Annotated in this window: 18 protein-coding genes; 7 read left to right on the forward strand and 11 right to left on the reverse strand. The window is 71.2% G+C overall.

The annotated features are described in order from the left end of the window. Positions 1–79: 79 nt before the first annotated feature. Positions 80–982, reverse strand: coding sequence for a DUF3558 family protein (locus IGS69_RS19785; protein ID WP_190901689.1), 903 nt, complete (start codon positions 980–982; stop codon positions 80–82). A gap of 119 nt (positions 983–1,101) precedes the next feature. Beyond that, the gene (locus IGS69_RS19790) at positions 1,102–1,920 is read right to left on the reverse strand and encodes a DUF3558 domain-containing protein (RefSeq protein ID WP_190901691.1); all 819 of its coding nucleotides are present in this window, start codon (positions 1,918–1,920) and stop codon (positions 1,102–1,104) included. A 171-nt stretch (positions 1,921–2,091) separates the two neighbouring features. Here IGS69_RS19790 and IGS69_RS19795 point away from each other — a divergent pair, with 171 nt between their 5' ends. Next, entirely contained in the window at positions 2,092–3,285 is a 1,194-nt protein-coding gene (locus IGS69_RS19795) for an RtcB family protein (RefSeq protein WP_190901693.1), read from the forward strand. Between the two features lie 6 nt (positions 3,286–3,291). Here the strand turns inward: IGS69_RS19795 and IGS69_RS19800 are convergent, their stop codons facing one another. Then, the gene (locus tag IGS69_RS19800; RefSeq protein ID WP_190901694.1) at positions 3,292–4,068 is read right to left on the reverse strand and encodes an SDR family NAD(P)-dependent oxidoreductase; all 777 of its coding nucleotides are present in this window, start codon (positions 4,066–4,068) and stop codon (positions 3,292–3,294) included. A gap of 126 nt (positions 4,069–4,194) precedes the next feature. Between IGS69_RS19800 and IGS69_RS19805 the strand changes: the two genes are divergently transcribed. Further along, positions 4,195–4,632, forward strand: a complete 438-nt coding sequence (locus tag IGS69_RS19805; protein ID WP_190901696.1) for an ester cyclase — start codon at positions 4,195–4,197, stop codon at positions 4,630–4,632. A gap of 16 nt (positions 4,633–4,648) precedes the next feature. Here IGS69_RS19805 and IGS69_RS19810 read toward each other — a convergent pair whose 3' ends face one another. Continuing rightward, positions 4,649–4,984, reverse strand: coding sequence for a YnfA family protein (locus IGS69_RS19810; protein WP_190901698.1), 336 nt, complete (start codon positions 4,982–4,984; stop codon positions 4,649–4,651). A 283-nt stretch (positions 4,985–5,267) separates the two neighbouring features. Beyond that, positions 5,268–6,101: a helix-turn-helix domain-containing protein gene (locus IGS69_RS19815; RefSeq protein WP_190901700.1), complete on the reverse strand. Its 834-nt coding sequence runs from the start codon at positions 6,099–6,101 to the stop codon at positions 5,268–5,270. 62 nt (positions 6,102–6,163) lie between these two features. Between IGS69_RS19815 and IGS69_RS19820 the strand changes: the two genes are divergently transcribed. From IGS69_RS19820 to IGS69_RS19835, 4 genes are all read left to right on the forward strand, one after another. Further along, positions 6,164–6,754, forward strand: coding sequence for a TIGR03086 family metal-binding protein (locus IGS69_RS19820; RefSeq protein ID WP_190901702.1), 591 nt, complete (start codon positions 6,164–6,166; stop codon positions 6,752–6,754). A 63-nt stretch (positions 6,755–6,817) separates the two neighbouring features. After that, on the forward strand, positions 6,818–7,894 hold the full coding sequence (locus IGS69_RS19825) for an LLM class flavin-dependent oxidoreductase (protein WP_190901704.1): 1,077 nt from the start codon (positions 6,818–6,820) through the stop codon (positions 7,892–7,894). 117 nt (positions 7,895–8,011) lie between these two features. Beyond that, on the forward strand, positions 8,012–8,731 hold the full coding sequence (locus IGS69_RS19830) for a response regulator transcription factor (RefSeq protein ID WP_190901706.1): 720 nt from the start codon (positions 8,012–8,014) through the stop codon (positions 8,729–8,731). After that, positions 8,732–10,174, forward strand: coding sequence for a sensor histidine kinase (locus IGS69_RS19835; RefSeq protein WP_190901708.1), 1,443 nt, complete (start codon positions 8,732–8,734; stop codon positions 10,172–10,174). It begins immediately after the preceding gene. Positions 10,175–10,387: 213 nt separating this feature from the next. On the opposite strand, the gene IGS69_RS19840 is transcribed toward IGS69_RS19835, so the two are convergent. Genes IGS69_RS19840 through IGS69_RS19855 form a run of 4 tightly spaced genes read right to left on the reverse strand, consistent with a single transcriptional unit; the run spans position 10,388 to position 15,154 of the window. Continuing rightward, positions 10,388–12,016: a glycoside hydrolase family 13 protein gene (locus IGS69_RS19840; protein WP_190901710.1), complete on the reverse strand. Its 1,629-nt coding sequence runs from the start codon at positions 12,014–12,016 to the stop codon at positions 10,388–10,390. 29 nt (positions 12,017–12,045) lie between these two features. Then, a complete protein-coding gene (locus IGS69_RS19845; RefSeq protein WP_190901712.1) occupies positions 12,046–12,879 on the reverse strand; it encodes a carbohydrate ABC transporter permease in 834 nt (277 codons plus the stop codon). Then, positions 12,876–13,859, reverse strand: a complete 984-nt coding sequence (locus IGS69_RS19850) for a carbohydrate ABC transporter permease (RefSeq protein WP_232543582.1) — start codon at positions 13,857–13,859, stop codon at positions 12,876–12,878. Before IGS69_RS19850 ends, IGS69_RS19845 begins: the two co-directional genes overlap by 4 nt. 11 nt (positions 13,860–13,870) lie before the next feature. Beyond that, the gene (locus tag IGS69_RS19855) at positions 13,871–15,154 is read right to left on the reverse strand and encodes an ABC transporter substrate-binding protein (RefSeq protein WP_190901714.1); all 1,284 of its coding nucleotides are present in this window, start codon (positions 15,152–15,154) and stop codon (positions 13,871–13,873) included. A gap of 277 nt (positions 15,155–15,431) precedes the next feature. Here IGS69_RS19855 and IGS69_RS19860 point away from each other — a divergent pair, with 277 nt between their 5' ends. Continuing rightward, complete coding sequence (locus IGS69_RS19860; RefSeq protein WP_190904564.1) at positions 15,432–16,520, forward strand: LacI family DNA-binding transcriptional regulator; 1,089 nt, start codon at positions 15,432–15,434, stop codon at positions 16,518–16,520. A gap of 92 nt (positions 16,521–16,612) precedes the next feature. Here the strand turns inward: IGS69_RS19860 and IGS69_RS19865 are convergent, their stop codons facing one another. After that, entirely contained in the window at positions 16,613–17,539 is a 927-nt protein-coding gene (locus IGS69_RS19865) for an ABC transporter substrate-binding protein (RefSeq protein WP_190901716.1), read from the reverse strand. 9 nt (positions 17,540–17,548) lie between these two features. Further along, complete coding sequence (locus IGS69_RS19870; RefSeq protein WP_190901718.1) at positions 17,549–18,211, reverse strand: ABC transporter permease; 663 nt, start codon at positions 18,209–18,211, stop codon at positions 17,549–17,551.

Here is an 18,211-nt window from a genome sequence, read left to right on the forward strand (position 1 = left end):
CCTCCCCTTGCGTGTTGTTGCGCGCAACAGGGTGGCACATGTGTGCGGAGAACGGGTGGCCGGTTCCTGACGGAGATGCTCAGCTCTTCGCCGCGGGCTTCTTCGACGGCGAGGACGAGGCGCCCTTCGAGGACTCGTCCGAGGCTTCCTTCGACGCGGACTTCGACGGCGACTTGGACGGCGACTTCGACGCGGACTTGGACGGACTGCCGCCCGCCTTGCCGCCCTTGCCGTTCGCCTCGGACACCGCGGCCACCGCCTCCTTGGCCGCCTTCTTCGCGTCCTTCAGCAGGTCGGAGCCGCTCGGCGTCTTGTCACCGGCCAGACCAGCGCCGTTGTAGTCGAGCGTGACCACGACGTTCTCGACGCGCGCCACGACCGTCTGCTGCTTGAAGGTGCCTTCCTTCTTCTTCAGGTCGTAGTGCACGGCCGTCGCCTGGTCGCCCGTACCGGCCACCGGCTCCGACTTGACGCTCTTCGCGCCCTCGACGGCCTGGGCCTCCTGCACCTGCTTCTCGAAGTACTCCTGGGCCAGCTTGTCGGCCGGGCCGCGGGAGACGTCCGACTCGAAGCGCAGCATCGACACGTTCAGCCAGCGGAACTGCGAGCCCTTCACGCCGTTGTTGTCGAGGCTGTTCCAGGAGCAGCTGCCCCGGGTCGAGATATCGTCCGACTTGCCCTCCTTGCCGGACTTGCCCTTCGGAACGAGATCCTCCAGCGTCTTCTTCGAGAACGCCTTGCACGGCTCCGGAAGCTTGCCGTACGCCGCCGCCCGCACCGTCGGGGACGGGCTCGCGGACGCCGACGCGCCCGCCTTCGCCGCCTCGTCCGTGCTGTCGCCGGAGCCGGAGTCCGAGGAGCAGCCGGCGGCGACCAGCATCACGGGGACGGCGGCCGCGCAGACAAGGGCGCGGTTCAGGCGCTTCGCTCGCCGGGTTCGCTCTACTCGCTGTGCTCGTCGCTGCATGGTTCCTTCACTCATGACGCTCGTGGTTCCCTGCGGTCGGAACGGGTCCGACTGGTCACCGTACGCGCTGAGGCAGCGATGTGTTCTTCCTTCGGGTGCTTTGCGCGTATGCGTGAAGGGGCCGTGAAAGGGGCTCAGTCGCTCAGCGAATCCGCCAGCTGGGAGGCCAGTTTCTGCGCCCTGTCCTGCATTTCCTTGCTGTCCGGGACGACGCCGACGGTCGCCGGCTGCTCCGCGTACTCGATGGTCACGATGACGTTGGACGTGCGGAACGCCACAGTCACCGTCCGCTGCTTGGCCGTCGAACCGGAACTGCTGAGCCCGTCGTCGAGGAAGGCCTCGTCGCCGAGGTCCTCCAGCACCCGGGGCTGCAGCTCGGTCGGGGCGACGGACACGGACGCCGAGGGCGAGGAGGAGCCGGACGGAGAGGGGGAGCCGCTCGGGGACGCGCTCGCACCGCCCGCCGGGGTGCTGTCGGCGGACGCCGTCTCGGTCGCGGTCGGCACGGGCAGATGGGCCGAGGCCTCCTGCTCCGCGAAGAGCTGCTCGGCCTGACTGTCGTCACTGACGGCGTTGTCGTAGGAGACGACCCGCTCGAAATCGATCAGCAGGTGGTCGGTGGCGTCCGGGGAGTCCACCTTCCAGCGGCAGCCGACCTTGCGGTCGGTGTCGAACGTGGTCGTCGGCTCGCCCTCGTAGGCCTTCTCGCGCTGCTCCTCGTCGCCGATCTGCCGGATGCCCGGGAGGAGTTCGTCGAGCGTGCTCTCGCTGACCTCGGCGCAGGGCTCGGGGAGCGTGCGGTAGCGGCCGGGCTCGGCGGCGGGCGATGCCGTGCCGGTGTCGCCCGGGTTGGAGCTGTCCGTCGTTCCCTCGTCGCCCGAGCCGCCGGTGCAGCCGGCCAGGACCGCCGCGAGGAGCACGGCGATACCGGGTACGTACGCCTTCCGTTGCACGTGGTGGCCCCTCTCGACACGGATATTGGCTTGCCGCCCCAGGCCGGGCGATGAACACAATGTGTATCGCACGCACTGCCGTGAACGCCGGTCCGATTTCCCTTTCGTCGACCTTGGCTCCGGTATTTGCTGTTGAAGACTTCTGTTCGCTTACGGGGGATTGAGGGCGTTATGTCGTATGTAGAGATACCGGGTGCGAAGGTACCGATCCGGATGTGGGCCGACCCGGCCTCGGTCGAGGAGGGCGCGCTCCAGCAGCTGCGGAACGTGGCGACCCTGCCCTGGATCAAGGGCCTGGCCGTCATGCCCGACGTGCACTACGGCAAGGGCGCGACGGTCGGCTCGGTCATCGCGATGCGGGGTGCGGTCTGCCCGGCGGCGGTGGGGGTCGACATCGGCTGCGGAATGTCCGCGGTGAAGACGTCCCTGACGGCGAACGACCTGCCCGGCGACCTGTCCCGGCTGCGCTCCCGGATCGAGCAGGTGATTCCGGTGGGGCGGGGGATGCATGACGAGCCGGTCGAACCGGGGCGGTTCCACGGGCTGGCCACCGCGGGGTGGGACGACTTCTGGTCGCGGTTCGACGGGGTGGCGGAAGCGGTCAAGTTCCGTCAGGAACGTGCCACCAAGCAGATGGGAACGCTCGGCGGAGGAAACCACTTTGTCGAAGTTTGCACGGATACGACCGGTTCTGTCTGGCTGATGCTGCACTCCGGTTCCCGGAACATCGGCAAGGAACTGGCCGAGCATCACATCGGCATTGCTCAGAAGCTCCCGCACAACCAGGGCTTGGTCGACCGCGACCTCGCCGTGTTCGTCGCGGACACCCCGCAGATGGCGGCGTACCGCAACGACCTGTTCTGGGCGCAGGAGTACGCGAAGCACAACCGCTCGATCATGATGGCGCTCCTGAAGGACGTGATCCGCAAGGAGTTCAAGAAGGCCAAGCCGACCTTCGAGCCGGAGATCAGCGCGCATCACAACTACGTGGCCGAGGAGCGCTACGACGGGATGGACCTGCTCGTGACCCGCAAGGGCGCGATCCGGGCCGGCTCCGGCGAGTACGGGATCATCCCCGGCTCCATGGGCACGGGTTCGTACATCGTGAAGGGCCTCGGCAACGCCAAGTCCTTCAACTCGGCCTCGCACGGCGCGGGCCGGCGCATGAGCCGCAACGCGGCCAAGCGCCGGTTCACCACGAAGGACCTGGAGGAGCAGACCCAGGGCGTGGAGTGCCGCAAGGACTCCGGGGTGGTCGACGAGATCCCCGGCGCCTACAAGCCGATCGAGCAGGTCATCGACCAGCAGCGCGACCTCGTGGAGGTCGTGGCGCAGATCAAGCAGGTCGTCTGCGTGAAGGGCTGACCGGCGCTACGCGTCCCGGTGCACCTTCGTGTTGGACGCCTGGGCGCGGGGGCGCAGGACCAGGAGGTCGATGTTGACGTGGGCGGGGCGGGTGACCGCCCAGGTGATCGTGTCGGCGACGTCGTCGGCCGTGAGGGGCTCGGCGACGCCCTGGTAGACCTTGGCCGCCTTCTCCTCGTCGCCGCCGAAGCGGGTCAGGGCGAACTCGTCGGTCTTGACCATGCCGGGGGCGATCTCGATGACGCGGACCGGCTGTCCGACGATCTCCAGGCGCAGCGTCTCGGCGAGGACGTGGGAGCCGTGCTTGGCGGCGACGTAGCCACCGCCGCCCTCGTAGGTGCCGTGGCCGGCGGTGGAGGAGACGACCACGACCGTGCCGTCGCCGCTCGCGATCAGCTTGGGCAGCAGGGCCTGGGTGAGGTTGAGGGTGCCGATGACGTTCGTCTCGTACATCTGCCGCCAGTCGGCCGGGTCGCCGGTGGCGACCGGGTCGGCGCCGAGCGCGCCGCCGGCGTTGTTGACCAGCACGCCGATCGTCCTGAACGCCGTGGCGAACTCGTCGACCGCGGCGCGGTCGGTGACGTCGAGGGCGTATGCCGTGGCCTGGTGGCCCGCGGTGGTGATCTCCTCGGCCAGGGCCTCGATGCGGTCCTTGCGGCGCGCGGTGAGGACGACGCGGTAGCCCGCCGCGGCGAGCTGCCGGGCCGTGGCGGCGCCGATCCCGCTGCTCGCACCCGTGACGACGGCGATGCGGGAGGCTGCGGGCGGGGCGGCGGTGGCCATGGGGTGCTCCTCGGCTCATCGGGCGTGGGCGGGCCCGGCGTCCGCGTCGGGCCCGTGGCCAGGATAGGCGGGCCCTCCGGTGGGAGAATGAGGACGGGTGATCCCCCGTTCTCCCGGAGGTGGATCATGGGCGAGGCGCGTGAGGTCATGGACCGGCTCACGGAGGCGGTCACCGCGCACACGGATCTGAAGGCCGTCGCCGAGCTCTACGCCGAGGACGCGGTCGCCTTCACTCCCGACGAGGGGGAGCTGCGCGGGCGCGATTCGATCGTCGAGTACTGGCGGACGATGACCGAGGCCGTCCCCGGGGCGACGTTCGAGGTGCTGCACTCCTACGAGGCCGGGGACACGGCCATCGACGAGGGCATCTACCGCGGCCGGAACACCGGGCCGCTGGAGCTGCCCAACGGCGAGACGCTGCCTCCGACGCAGAAGGAGGTCCGGATCCGCGGGGTGGACATCGCCACCGTGAAGGACGGGCGGATCGTCGACTACCGGCTGTACTTCGACGAGATGGACTTCCTGGGGCAGTTGGGGTTGCTGCCGCCCGACGAGCCGTTCTGAGCAGGCCGGGCGGGGGTCAGTTCCCCCGCGGGGCGTACATGATGACGGCCATGCCCGTGAGGCAGACCAGCGCGCCCGCGATGTCCCAGCGGTCCGGGCGGTAACCGTCCGCGACCACGCCCCACAGGATGGAACCGGCGACGAAGACCCCGCCGTACGCGGCGAGGACGCGGCCGAAGTGGGCGTCGGGCTGGAAGGTCGCGACGAAGCCGTAGGCGCCGAGCGCGAGGACGCCGCCGGCCGCCCAGAGCCAGCCCTTGTTCTCGCGCACGCCCTGCCAGACGAGCCAGGCGCCGCCGATCTCGAAGAGGGCGGCGACGGCGAAGAGGGCGACGGAGCGGAGCACGAGCATGGTGAGCAGCTTCGCATGATCGGTACGGCCGCGTGATGTCGGCGTCAGGCGTCGGCTCAAGCTGCGGCTCGGGCGTCGGCGTCGACTCAAGCTTCGGCTCAGGAGGCGGCTCAGGAGGCGGCTCAGGCGTCGGCGGTCTCCGCGTCGTACCGCTCGCGGGCGTCCTTGACCTCGTCGAAGTGGTTCTCCGCCCGGTCCGCGTAGTCGACGCGGACGAGACGGACGGGGTGACCGTGCGGGTGAGCGCAGCGTCGGGGTGAGCGTCTTGGGGCTGGTGCGGGGGCTAGGGCCCGGCGCGTCCGGCCCGGGTCTCCGTCGCGTAGGCCGTGGGCGGCACTCCCACCGTCGCCGTGAAGTCCCGTACGAGGTGGGCCTGGTCGGCGTAGCCGAGGTCGGCGGCGAGGGCGGCCCAGTCGATGTCCTCGCGGGTGCCGGCCTGTTCCAGGGCCTCGTGGATGCGGTAGCGGAGGATGACCCACTTGGGGCTCACTCCCACGCAGGTGGCGAACAGCCGTTGCAGGGCCCGCACCGACACGCCCTCGGCGCGGGCGAAGTCGCCGACGCGGCGCACGGTGCGGTCGGCGCGGATGTGCCGGACGAGATCGATCGCGAGGTCGGCCTGCGGGTCGGGGGTATGGGGCAGGGAGAGCAGGACGGCGTCCAGGGCGGCCACCCGGGCGCGGTCGCCGGCGGCGGTGACGATCGAGCGGGCGGTGTCGCCGGTGATCCGCGGGAACACCTCCCGGGCGGGCAGCGCGCGGCCCGTCCAGCGGGAGACGGGCTCCTCGGGGGTGTACGGGCGGAAACCGCCGGGGCGGAACTTCGCCCCGCAGACGCGGCCCCGCCCGGTCAGCTTCCTGGTGTACAGGCCCAGGGCGACGCCGGTGACCTCGGCGTACGGTGGCCCGTCGCCCTCGTCCCACTGGAAGGTGAGGTTGACGGAGGGGTGCGGGACGACGTGGGAGGCGTAGGGCGCGGGCAGGTCCCAGTCGATGAACCAGTACCACTCGACGTAGCGGCGCAGGGGTTCGGCGGGCTCGTGGCGGCGGAACCGGACGCGCTCCAGCAGCCCGGACGGGTCGACGATCCCGCGGGTGTCGTGGCGGGGTGCCTCCATGGCCGGATCGTACGTCGCGTTTCTTCAAGAGGGGCAGCCCCTGGCCTGCCTACGGTCGGGGTATGGACACGAACGCGGTGAGGACCCACGGCATCGGTGAGCTGCTGGCCCGGGCGAGGGAGCGGGCGGTGCCGGTGGTGCGGGGCATTCCGGACGCGGCGCTGGCCGCTCCCACGCCCTGTGCCGAGTACGACGTGCGGGCTCTGGTCGATCACCTCTTCCAGGTGATCGTGCAGTTCCAGCGGCTGGCGGCGAAGGAGGCGTCGGACTTCGGCGAGACGGCCGGCGTGGTCGCCGAGGACCCCCGGTGGCGTGAGCGGTTCGCGCGGGAGGCGGACCGGCTGGTGGCGGCCTGGTCCGCGCCCGGTGCCGAGGAGGGCACGACCGGCGCGATGGACATGCCGGCGCGGCTGGTCGGCTCGATGGCGCTGCTCGATCTGACGGTGCACGTGTGGGACCTGGCGCGGGCGACGGGCCAGGACTTCCCGGGTGCCGACGAGGCGGTGGTGGCGGAGCTGGCGGGCGCGGTGGACGAGCTGGCGCCGACGGCCCGGAAGATGGGCGTGTTCGGGGAGCCGGTGCCCGAGGGTGAGGGCGCGTCGGCGTTCGAGCGGCTGCTGGCGCGGACCGGCAGGGACCCTCACTGGGAATAGCCCCCGGCCGGTCGCCGTTCTCCGGTATAGTTGAACCGTAAACAACCTGGAGGGTGAGCGACCATGCAGTTCGGGATCTTCAGCGTCGGCGACGTCACGCCCGACCCCACCACCGGCCGGACACCGACCGAGCGCGAGCGGATCAAGGCCATGGTCGCCATCGCGCTGAAGGCCGAGGAGGCGGGGCTGGACGTCTTCGCGACCGGCGAGCACCACAATCCGCCCTTCGTGCCCTCGTCGCCGACCACCATGCTCGGCTACGTCGCGGCCCGCACCGAGCGGCTGATCCTCTCCACGGCCACGACGCTGATCACCACCAACGACCCGGTGAAGATCGCCGAGGACTTCGCGATGCTCCAGCACCTGGCCGACGGCCGGGTGGACCTGATGCTGGGCCGCGGGAACACCGGCCCGGTCTACCCCTGGTTCGGGCAGGACATCCGGCAGGGCATCAACCTGGCCGTCGAGAACTACGCCCTGCTGCACCGCCTGTGGCGCGAGGACGTCGTCGACTGGGAGGGCAAGTTCCGCACGCCCCTCCAGGGCTTCACGGCCACGCCCCGCCCGCTGGACGGCGTACCCCCGTTCGTCTGGCACGGCTCGATCCGCTCCCCGGAGATCGCCGAGCAGGCCGCGTTCTACGGCGACGGCTTCTTCCACAACAACATCTTCTGGCCGGCCGACCACACCAAGCGCATGGTCGAGCTGTACCGCGAGCGGTACGCCCACCACGGCCACGGCACCCCCGAGCAGGCGATCGTCGGACTCGGCGGGCACGTGTTCATGCGGAGGAACTCCCAGGACGCGGTGCGCGAGTTCCGGCCCTACTTCGACGTCGCGCCGGTGTACGGGCACGGCCCGTCGCTGGAGGACTTCACGGAGCAGACCCCGCTGACCGTCGGCTCCCCGCAGCAGGTCATCGAGAAGACGCTGGCCTTCCGCGACTACGCGGGCGACTACCAGCGCCAGCTGTTCCTGATCGACCACGCCGGGCTGCCGCTGAAGACCGTGCTGGAGCAGATCGACCTGCTGGGCGAGGAGGTCGTGCCGGTGCTGCGCAAGGAGTTCGCCGTGAACCGCCCGGCGGACGTGCCGGACGCCCCGACGCACGCCTCCCTGCTCGCCCGCGACGGCCGGTGAGGAGACCGCAGGACCCGGCTCCCGGGTTGCCCGGCCCCTGGTGAGAGGGGAGTAAGAAGGACGCCCCGGCCCAGCGCATACGGTTCCCGGGGCCGGGCGGCTTGGCACACTGGACGCGTGCCCCACACCGTGCTGCTCGCCGAAGACGACCGCGCCATCCGCAACGCCCTGGAGCGTGCCCTCACCCTGGAGGGCTACCAGGTCCTGGCGGTCGCCGACGGTGTCGAGGCGCTCGCGCAGGCCCACCGCAACCGTCCGGACGTGCTCCTCCTGGACGTGATGATGCCCGGCATCGACGGGCTCCAGGTGTGCCGGGTGCTGCGCGCCGAGGGCGACCGCACGCCGGTGCTCATGCTGACGGCCCTCGTCGAGACGGCCGACCGCATCGCCGGGCTGGACGCGGGCGCCGACGACTACGTGGTCAAGCCCTTCGACGTGGAGGAGGTCTTCGCCCGGCTGCGCGCCCTGCTGCGCCGCACCAGCCCGGTGGGGGCCGGCGGCGCACCGGCCACCGAGGCGCCCAGGGCGCTCCCGGAACGGTTCGTCGAGGCGGCCGGCATCCGCATGGACCCGCAGGCGCGCCGGGCCTGGCGCGGCGCGCGCGAGCTGGAACTGACCCGCACCGAGTTCGAGCTGCTGGAACTGCTGGTGCGCAACGCGGGCATCGTCCTCGACCACTCCACGATCTACGACCGCATCTGGGGCTACGACTTCGGGCCCGGCTCGAAGAACCTCGCCGTCTACGTCGGCTATCTGCGCCGCAAGCTCGACGAGCCGGACGCCCCGCAGCTGATCCAGACGGTGCGCGGCGTGGGTTACGTGCTGCGGGAGGACTGAGTGGGCCGCCTGGGCCGCCTGCCGGCCGGGCGGCGGCCGAAGCTGGTCTCGCTGCGCACCACGTTCGCCGTGTCGTTCGCGGCGGTCACGGCGGCCGTGACGATCCTGGTCGGCATCCTGTCCTACAGCGCCGCCGCCCGGCTGGTGCGGGTGGACCAGCAGACGGTGTTCGACGAGGTCGTGCAGGACCTGCGCGACGAGGTCCGGCAGAACCGCATGAGCCCCGGCGACTTCTCGTCCGCCGCCCCCGGCCACGACCTCGTACGGCCCGCCCGCACGGATGTGCAGGTGCTCGGCCCGGACGGGCACGTCGTCGACGCGGGCAGTCCGGGGCTGCCGGTGACCGGCACCGACGCGCGGATCGCCGCCGAGACGCTGTCCGGGCAGGTCGTCGAGCACAAGGACGTCGACGTGGGCAGCGACGTCTACCGAGTCGCCACCGTCTCCCTCGGCGGCGGGCGGGGCGCGGTGCAGGTCGCGCAGGAGTTCAGCGACGTCGAGGACCTGCTGCGGGCGCTCCAGCGGCGGACCCTGTTGCTGATGGCCGCCGTGGTGGTCGGTGCCGGGCTGTTCGGCTGGTGGCTGGCCCGGCGGATCACGCGCCGCCTGGTCGTGCTGACCGACGCCGCCGAGGACGTCGCCCGCACCCGCCGGCTGGGCATCCAGGTGCCGGTGGCCGGTCATGACGAGGTGGGCCGGCTAGGCCGGGCCTTCGACCGCATGCTGGGCCGGCTCGCCCAGTCCGAGGAGGACCAGCGCCGACTGGTCCAGGACGCGGGCCACGAGCTGCGCACACCGCTGACCTCACTGCGTACGAACATCTCCCTGCTGCGCCGGATCGACGAACTCCCGCCGAAGGCCCGCGAGGAACTGGTCGTCGACCTCGGCCAGGAGGCCCGGGAGCTGACCGACCTGGTGAACGAGCTGGTGGACCTCGCGGCCGGGCAGTCCGACACCGAGCCGCCGCGCCGGGTGGACCTCGCCGACATCGCCGAGGAGGTGGCGGGGGTGGCCCGGCGGCGCAGCGGCCGGGAGATCCTGCTGCGCGCGAGCGGCGACACCACGACCGACGGGCGGCCCGGGATGCTGACCCGGGCGCTGTCCAACCTCGTCGAGAACGCGGTGAAGTTCGACCAGGGCGGCCGGGCCCCCGTCGAGATCGTCGTCGCCGGGCCCGCCCGGCCCGGCACCATCCGGGTCGAGGTGCTGGACCGCGGCCCCGGCATCACCGATCACGACCTCGCCCGGGTCTTCGACCGCTTCTACCGCGCCGCCGACGCCCGTTCCCTGCCGGGCTCCGGCCTGGGGCTGTCCATCGTCCGCGAGGTGGCCCTGGCGCACGGGGGAGAGCCGTTCGCCCACCGCCGGGAGGGCGGCGGGACGGTGACCGGGTTCACGGTGGGCGGGACGGCGACCGGATTCACGGGGGGCGGGGGAGCGTGACCGGCGCTGCTGTTTGACCCGGCGGACCGGAACCGCACGGCCCCCTGGGGCGGGCCGGCGTCGATCCCGATGAGCACCGGGCCGTCCGGCGTCAGCTTCAGGCCGGTGTGCGCGAGCCCGTCCCGCAGGCCGAGCGCCGGCAGACCCCGCAGCACGGTGCCCGCCGCCCGGGCCGCCGCAGTGCGGGGTCGTGCACAGCGGCGGCCGGCGCGGTCAGACCGCCAGCCACACCGCCTGGTCCGGCCCCAGCCGGCCGTCCCCGAGCGGGCCGGAGGCCAGCAGCACCGCGGAGTGGCCGGGCAGGTCGTACGGCTCGGCCGAGAGGTTGACCACGCAGACGAAACCGGGCTCCCGGCGGAAGGCCAGGACCCCTTCCGGGGCGTCCAGCCAGGTCATCGTGCCGTCACCGAGGGCGGGTTGGCCGCGGCGGACGCGCAGGGCCGACCGGTAGAGCTCCAGCATGGAGCCCGGGTCGCCGGTCTGCCGCTCGACGGTGTGGTCGGCCCAGGAGTCGGGCTGGGGGAGCCAGGGCTCGCCGGTGCCGAACCCGTAGGGCGCGGTGCGGCCCGACCACGGGATGGGGACGCGGCAGCCGTCGCGGCCGCGGTCGGTGTGGCCGGAGCGCTCCCAGGTGGGGTCCTGGAGGACGGACTCGGGCAGGTCCTCGACCTCGGGCAGGCCCAGTTCCTCGCCCTGGTAGACGTAGGCGCCGCCGGGCAGGGCCAGCATGAGCAGGGCGGCGGCCCGGGCCCGCCGGGTGCCCAGTGCGAAGTCCAGGGGCCCGTCGGGCCGGTAACTCTCGTTGGCCACCCAGCGCTTGACCGCCCGGCGGCCGTAGCGGCTGGGGTGGCGCATGACGTCGTGGTTGGACAGCACCCAGGTGGCCGGTGCGCCCACCGCGCCGAGCATGCCGAGCGAGCCGTCGATGACCGACCGCAGGTCCTTCGGGTCCCAGCTCGACATCAGGAAGTCGAAGTTGAAGGCGGTGTGCAGACCGTCGGGGCGGACGTACGCCGCCAGCCGTTCGGGGGTGTCCGCCCACGCCTCGGCGACGAAGGAGCGGTCGCCCGGGAACTCGTCGGCGACCTTGCGCCAGGACCGGTAGATCTCGTGCACCTCGTCGCGGTCCCAGTGCGGATGGTCGACGTGCTGCCGGGGCAGCCCGTCGTCCGGGTCCCGGCGCAGCGGCAGGTCGGGCAGCTCCGGGTGCTTGATGAGGCCGTGGGCGACGTCGATGCGGAAGCCGTCGACGCCCCGGGCGAACCAGAACCGCAGGATCGACTCGAACTCGGCCCGCACCTCGGGGTGTTCCCAGTTCAGGTCGGGCTGCTCGGGCGCGAACAGGTGCAGGTACCACTCCCCGTCGGGCAGCCGGGTCCAGGCCGGGCCGCCGAAGCAGGACACCCAGTCGTTCGGCGGCTGAGCCCCGTCGGCTCCGCGCCCGGGCCGGAAGACGTAGCGCTCGCGCTCCGGGCTGCCCGGCCCGGCCTCCAGCGCCGCCCGGAACCAGGCATGCCGGTCGGAGGTGTGGTTCGGCACGATGTCGGGGATCACCCGGATCCCCAGCTCGTGCGCCTCCTCGATGAGCCGCTCGGCGTCGTCGAGGGTGCCGAACAGCGGGTCGATCTCCCGGAAGTCGGCGACGTCGTAACCGTGGTCGGCCATCGGCGACTTGTACCAGGGGTTGATCCAGATGGCGTCCACGCCCAGCGACTTCAGATACGGCAGGCGGGAGCGGATGCCGGCGATGTCGCCGATCCCGTCACCGTTCCCGTCGGCGAAGCTGCGGATGTAGACCTGGTAGATGACGGCGCTGCGCCACCAGGGGGCGGTGGGGGACAAGGGTGGGACTCCTTCGGGTACGGAACGGGCTACTTCGCGGCGCCGGCGGTGAGTCCGGCGACGATCCGGCGCTGGAAGAGCAGCACCATGACCACCAGTGGGACGGTGACCAGGACACCCGCGGCCATCTGGCTGCCGAACGGGGTCTCGTACGTCGTCGCGCCGGTGAACTTGGAGATGGCGACCGTGGCGGTCTGCATGCCGGGCTTGTTGGTCATCGACAGGGCGATGAGGAACTCGTTCCAGGCCGCGATGAACGTGATGATCGCCGTGGTGAAGATGCCCGGCGCGGCCAGCGGCACGATGACCTTGCGGAAGGCCTGGCCGCGGGTGCAGCCGTCGACCATCGCGGCGTGCTCCAGCTCGTCCGGCATCTGCCGGAAGAACGTGGTCAGGTTCCACACCGCCAGCGGCAGCGCGAACGACATGCTCGGCACGATCATCGACTGGTAGGTGTTGATCCAGCCGATGTCCGTGAATAGCTTCAGCAGCGGCACCACGATCGACACCACCGGGAACATCGAGGTCGCGATGATCAGGGTCAGGATCAGCCGCTTGCCGCGGAACTCCAGCCGGGCCATCGCGTACGCGGTGAAGGTGGCCAGCACCAGCGCCAGGACGGTCGTGATCCCGGCGACGAACAGGCTGTTGAGCAGCGCCCGCCCGAAGCCCTGCACCGGGTCGAACACGGCCCGGTAGTTCTCGAAGGACAGCGGGGACGGGACGAGCGAGGTGTCGAAGATGTCGCTCGTGCGGCGCAGGCTGGAGACCAGCATCCAGTAGAAGGGCGCCAGGCAGTACGCCACCACCGCGGCGATCCCCGCGTACGACAGCCACCGCCGCCACTCGACCGTGCGCGTCATGCCGCCACCTCCTTGCCACGGCGCCTTGCACCGGGCGCGCCCCCGGCGAGATCGGTCCCGAGCAGCCGGACGAAGGCCAGCGCGATCAGGAACACATAGAGGAAGAGGATCACCGCATAGGCGGAGGCCGGTCCGAAGCGGACGTTGGACGCCTCGTTCTGCGCGAGCATCGACAGCGTCTCCACCGAGTGCTTCTGCGCGCCGACGAGGATGTAGGGCAGGTCGAACATCCGCAGCGCGTCCATGCAGCGGAACAGCACCGCCACCAGCAGCGCGGGCTTCACCAGCGGCAGGGTGATGTGCCAGAACTGCCGCACCGGCCGGGCCCCGTCCATCCGGGCCGCCTCGTAGACCTCCCGGGGGATCACCTGGAGACCGGCGAGCACCAGCAGCCCGATGAAGGGCGCGGTCTTCCACACCTCGGCGACGATGACGGCGACCTTGGCGTGGAAGCCCTCGGTGGTCCACAGGATCTGCTGTCCGAGCAGCGCGTTGGCGACGCCGTCGCTGTTGAAGATCCACCGCCACAGCAGTCCGGAGATCGCCGTCGGCACCGCCCAGGGCACCAGGATCCCGGCCCGCACCAGCGCCCGGCCCCTGAACGCCCGGTGCATGATCAGCGCCATGGCCACGCCGATCACGGTCTCCAGACCGACGGTGACGACCGTGAAGAACGTGGTGTTCCAGAAGGCGTTCCAGAAGCGCGCCCCGGCCTCGCCGAAGATCTCGGCGTAGTTGCCCAGCCCGACGAACGGCTCGGTGTCGCTGATGAACCCGGTCGCCGGGTCCAGGCCCTTCGCCCCGTACAGCGACTCCTTGAGCGCCATCAGGGTCGGGTAGAGCACGACGACCGTGAGCACCAGCAGGGTGGGGGAGACGAGCAGCGCGGCCAGCCGCCCGGCACCCGCGGTCGCCCGCCCCCGCCGCACCGGCGGCCCGGCCTGCGTGGGGGCCCCGGGCGGTGCCACCGCCTCGGTCATGACCCCGGCCTTCACCGCGCCACGGCCTTGCCCAGCGCCTTCTGCAGGTCCCGCAGTGCCTGCGCGCTGCTCTTGTCCCCGTTCAGCACGGCGTACGCCTCCTGCTGGACGGCCGCGGTGACATCGCCGTACGGCACGACCCGGGGACGCGGGGCGGCCCGCACGATGGACTCCTTGAGCACCGGCAGGTACGGGTACTGCCCGACCAGTGCCCGGTCGTCGTAGAGCGAGGCGTACGGCGGGGCGAGGGAGGCGTCCTCCAGCAGGGTCCGTGTGTTCTTCTCGCTCGTCATGAACTCGATGAAGTCCAGGGCCGTCGCCTTGTTCTTCGCCGAGGAGGACACGGCCATGTTGTGGCCGCCGAGGCTGGAGGAACCGGGACCGTTCAGGCCCGGCAGGGGCGCGACCGCGAACTTGCCCTTGATGCCGCTCTTCTGGGCCAGCGAGTACACGTACGGCCAGTTGCGCAGGAAGACCAGATCGCCGGACTGGAAGGCCTGCCGGCCGTCCTCCTCCTGGTAGGTGATGGCCTTCTTCGGGATCGTCCCGTCCTTGAAGGAACGGGCCAGGAAGTCCAGGCCCTCGCGGGCCTCGGGGGTGTCGACGTCCGGCTTGCCGGCGGCGTCGGTGACGGTGCCGCCCGCGGAGTTCACCGCCTCGGCGAAGTTCACCGTCAGGCCCTCGTACTTCTGGAACTGCCCGGCGTAGCAGGACATGCCCTTCGCCTCGGGCAGCTTCTTCACCTTGGCGCAGGCGGCGGTCATCTGCGCCCAGGTGGTGGGCGGCCCCGCGACGCCGGCCTTCTTCAGCAGATCGGTGCGGTAGTAGAGCATGCCGCCGTCCGAACTGGACGGCACCGCGTACAGCCCGCCCCGGTACCGCGAGGTCTCCACCACCGGCTTCAGCATCTTCGCCAGCGGATACCGCTTCTCGGGCAGCCGGTCGATCCATTGGTGGGCGGCGAACTCCGAGGTCCACACGACGTCGAGGGACAGCACCGTGTAGGCGTCGGACTTCGTCTCCGCGTTCTGGATCATCTGCTGCCGCTGGGCGTCCGGGTCGGTCGGCAGCTGGATGAAGGTGACCTTCTCCTTCGGGTGCGCCGCGTTCCAGCGGTCGAGCATCGGCTGGACGGTGCCGGTGGTGTCCTTGCCGGCCACGTACGTGATGGGGCCGCGCCCCTCGAACGACGGGGTCCCGGCCTGTCCGGAGCCGCCGCCCGAGGAGCCGCAGGCGGTGAGGAGGAGCCCTGCGGCGGTGAGGGCGGCGGCGCTGCTGGTGGTTCTGGTCGTCACTGTCTCTCCTGGTCGTACGGAACCGGGGTCAGGGCTTGTGAGACTGCGCTGTCACGAAACGCGGCGGGATAATGAGCAGGTCAGCGGCGTGAATGCGTCCCCTCCGGGGAGCTTCCGGGCCCGCCGGGACAACGTTTGCAAGCTAGGGGCGGCCCTGCGGCGAAGTCAATGCGTTACTTGCGGGTAATGGGCTGACCGGACGGGTGCTCCATGCATGAAAGCGCTGTCACGACACCCCGTCAGGAAGGGCAACCCTGTGCTAACGTCCGGCCCATGCCTGCAGCCCAGCACCGGCACCCCACGATGGCCGACGTTCGCCGAACGGGCCGGGGTCTCCACCTCCACCGTGTCCCGCACGCTGCGCGGCCTGTCCACGGTCTCGCCGGAGGTGCGCGCCCGGGTCGAGAAGGCCGCGCGCGAGATCGACTTCGCGGTGTCACGGCAGGCGGCGAGCCTGGTCACGGGCAGGACCGGCACGGTCGCCGTGATGGTGCCCACGCTCAACGCGTGGTTCACGGGATCCGCGCTGTCCAGCCTGGCCCCGCTGCTACGGGCGGCCGGCCTCCAGCTCAACGTCTACGAGATCCCGGACCTGGCCGAGCGCACGGCGTTCTTCGAGCACCTCCCGGCGCGCCGCAACGCCGACGCGCTGCTGGTGTTCTCCTTCGACCTCACCGACGAGGAGACGGCGCGGCTGGACGACCTCGGCATGCCGGTGATCTACGTCAGCGCGCACGTCGACGGACGTCCGAGCGTCTACGTCGACGACGTCGCCGGCGCCCTGCACGGCACCCGGCACCTGCTCAACCTCGGCCACCGCCGGATCGCCTTCGTCACCACCGAGGGCGCGAGCGGCTTCACCTTCAGCTCCAACGAGCGGTTGCTGGGCTACCAGCAGGCGCTCACCGAGGCGGGTGTGCCGCTCGACGACGACCTGGTGGTGTCCACGCGGCCCGGCAGCAAGCGCGCCGCCGCCGAGGCGCTCGGCACCCTGCTGAGCCTGCGCGAGCCGCCGACCGCGATCTTCGCCGAGCAGGACGAGGTCGCCGTCGCTCTCATCTGGAACCTCCGCAGGACCCGGATCGCCGTGCCCGAGCGTGTCTCGGTCCTGGGCTTCGACGATCAGCCGCTGGCGGACTGGTTCGACCTGTCGACGGTGGCGCAGTCGCCCTCGGAGATGGCCCGGCTGGCGGGGGAACTGGCCCTGAAGCTCATCGACGACTCGGACGGCGACCAGGAACGCCACATCGTCCTGCCGACGCACGTGATTCCCCGGGGGTCGACGGCTCCGGTGGCCGCGAGGCCGGCGGGGGATCAGTCCGCGAGGGCGGCGGAGGGTCAGTCCGCCGGCTCGGCGAGCGAGTAGAACCCGATCGGGGAGTTCGGCGGGCGCCGGGCGCCCCGGGGCCCGCAGGCCACGGGAACCGGGAACCCCGTCCCGCAGCCCAGGACACCGTCTCAGGCCAGCCCGTGCTGCTTCGCGAAGGTGTTCGCCACGTCTTCCGGGTCCTTCTTGTCCTTGTCGACCTGGCGGTTGAGCTCGGTGAGCTGGGCCGTGGTGAGGACGTTGCCGAGACGGGCCAGGGCCTTGCGGACCGCGGAGTCGGCCTTGCGGTCGGCGATGAGCGGGACGACATGCTGGCCGGGGATGAGGTTCTCGGGGTCCGTCAGCACCACCCAGTCGTTGGCCTGGATGTCGGTGTCCGTGGTGAAGAGGTTCGCCACATCGACGTCGCCCTTCTTCAGGGCGCCCTTGACCAGGGGACCGGAGGAGTCGAGGGACCTGAACTCCTTGAACTCCGCGCCGTAGACCTCCTTGAGGCCCACCACACCCACCTGTCGCTTCTTCACCTCCGGCGCCGCGCCGATGACCAGCTTGCCGTTCTGCTTTTTCAGATCGGCCAGGGAGGTCAGGCCGTACTTCTCCGCCGTCCCCCGCGTGACCACGAAGGCGTCCGAGTCCTCGGCCATGCCGTACGGCAGCACCTGGAGGCCGGCGGGGAGCGCGACGGCGAGGGCGTTCTGCATCTCGCCCTCCTCGGTCTCCGTCGCCCTCGGGGCGAGGTAGTGCAGGAGGGCGCCCTGGTACTCCGGCAGGAGGTCGATGTCGCCGCCCTTCATGGCGGGGATGAGGATCTCGCGGGTGCCGAGGTTCGGGCGGACGTTCGTCTTCACACCGGCTGCCGTGAGCACAGCCGCGTACAGATACCCCAGCACCTGGTTCTCGGTGAAGTTGGCGGTTCCGATGGTGACTCCGCCCTTGCTGGAGCCGCCGCCGGAGGTCGTGCCCTGGTTGTCGAGGGAGGTGATGCCGCTCGCGCAGGAGGAGAGGGCGGGGACGGACGCGGCTGCGAAGAGGCTGCCGAGGAGAGTGCGTCGGTTCATCGAGGGTCCCTAGGCGGTGCGGTGTCGGAAGAGGAAGCGCTGGAGGGTGCTCAGCAGCAGATCGAGTACGACGGCCACGACGGCGACCAGCACCGCGCCGCCGAGCACCTGCACGAGGTCGCGCTGGGCGAGGCCGTCGAAGACGTACCGGCCGAGGCCGCCGAAGGAGACGTACGCGGCGATCGTGGCGGTGGCGACGACCTGGATGAGCGCCAGGCGCAGGCCCGTCATGATCAGCGGGAGGGCGAGCGGCAACTCGACCTGGAACAGGACCTGGTGGCCGCGCATGCCCTGCCCGCGCGCCGCGTCCTTCACGTCCGGGTCGACGGCGGTCATCCCGGCGTAGGTGTTGGTGACGATCGCCGGGACCGCCAGGGCGACCAGGGCGACGTAGACCGGGAGCATGGACAGTCCGCCGGCCAGGAAGACCAGCACGACCAGGCCGACGGTGGGCAGCGCGCGGCCGAACGACGCCAGGTTGATGGCGAGGAACGCGCCCTTGCCCGTGTGGCCGATCAGCAGGCCCAGCGGGAGGCCGATGGCGGCCGCGATGAGCGTGGCGAGGAGGGAGTACTGGAGGTGCTCGGCGAGGCGGTGGGCAATGCCGTCCGAGCCGGACCACTGGGCGCCGCTGGTGAGCCAGCCGCCGAGGTTCTTGAAGAGTTCGTACAT

Origin of the sequence: Streptomyces tuirus, assembly GCF_014701095.1 — a bacterium.
GTDB lineage: Bacteria > Actinomycetota > Actinomycetes > Streptomycetales > Streptomycetaceae > Streptomyces > Streptomyces tuirus.

What these genes read in the sequence shown, in the direction of transcription:
- IGS69_RS19785 (WP_190901689.1), bottom strand. Translation starts at nt 982, where the DNA reads ATGAGTGAAGGAACCATGCAGCGACGAGCACAGCGAGTAGAGCGAACC.
- IGS69_RS19795 (WP_190901693.1), top strand. Translation starts at nt 2,092, where the DNA reads ATGTCGTATGTAGAGATACCGGGTGCGAAGGTACCGATCCGGATGTGG.
- IGS69_RS19800 (WP_190901694.1), bottom strand. Translation starts at nt 4,068, where the DNA reads ATGGCCACCGCCGCCCCGCCCGCAGCCTCCCGCATCGCCGTCGTCACG.
- IGS69_RS19805 (WP_190901696.1), top strand. Translation starts at nt 4,195, where the DNA reads ATGGGCGAGGCGCGTGAGGTCATGGACCGGCTCACGGAGGCGGTCACC.
- IGS69_RS19810 (WP_190901698.1), bottom strand. Translation starts at nt 4,984, where the DNA reads ATGCTCGTGCTCCGCTCCGTCGCCCTCTTCGCCGTCGCCGCCCTCTTC.
- IGS69_RS19815 (WP_190901700.1), bottom strand. Translation starts at nt 6,101, where the DNA reads ATGGAGGCACCCCGCCACGACACCCGCGGGATCGTCGACCCGTCCGGG.
- IGS69_RS19820 (WP_190901702.1), top strand. Translation starts at nt 6,164, where the DNA reads ATGGACACGAACGCGGTGAGGACCCACGGCATCGGTGAGCTGCTGGCC.
- IGS69_RS19825 (WP_190901704.1), top strand. Translation starts at nt 6,818, where the DNA reads ATGCAGTTCGGGATCTTCAGCGTCGGCGACGTCACGCCCGACCCCACC.
- IGS69_RS19845 (WP_190901712.1), bottom strand. Translation starts at nt 12,879, where the DNA reads ATGACGCGCACGGTCGAGTGGCGGCGGTGGCTGTCGTACGCGGGGATC.
- IGS69_RS19850 (WP_232543582.1), bottom strand. Translation starts at nt 13,859, where the DNA reads ATGACCGAGGCGGTGGCACCGCCCGGGGCCCCCACGCAGGCCGGGCCG.
- IGS69_RS19865 (WP_190901716.1), bottom strand. Translation starts at nt 17,539, where the DNA reads ATGAACCGACGCACTCTCCTCGGCAGCCTCTTCGCAGCCGCGTCCGTC.
- IGS69_RS19870 (WP_190901718.1), bottom strand. Translation starts at nt 18,211, where the DNA reads ATGTACGAACTCTTCAAGAACCTCGGCGGCTGGCTCACCAGCGGCGCC.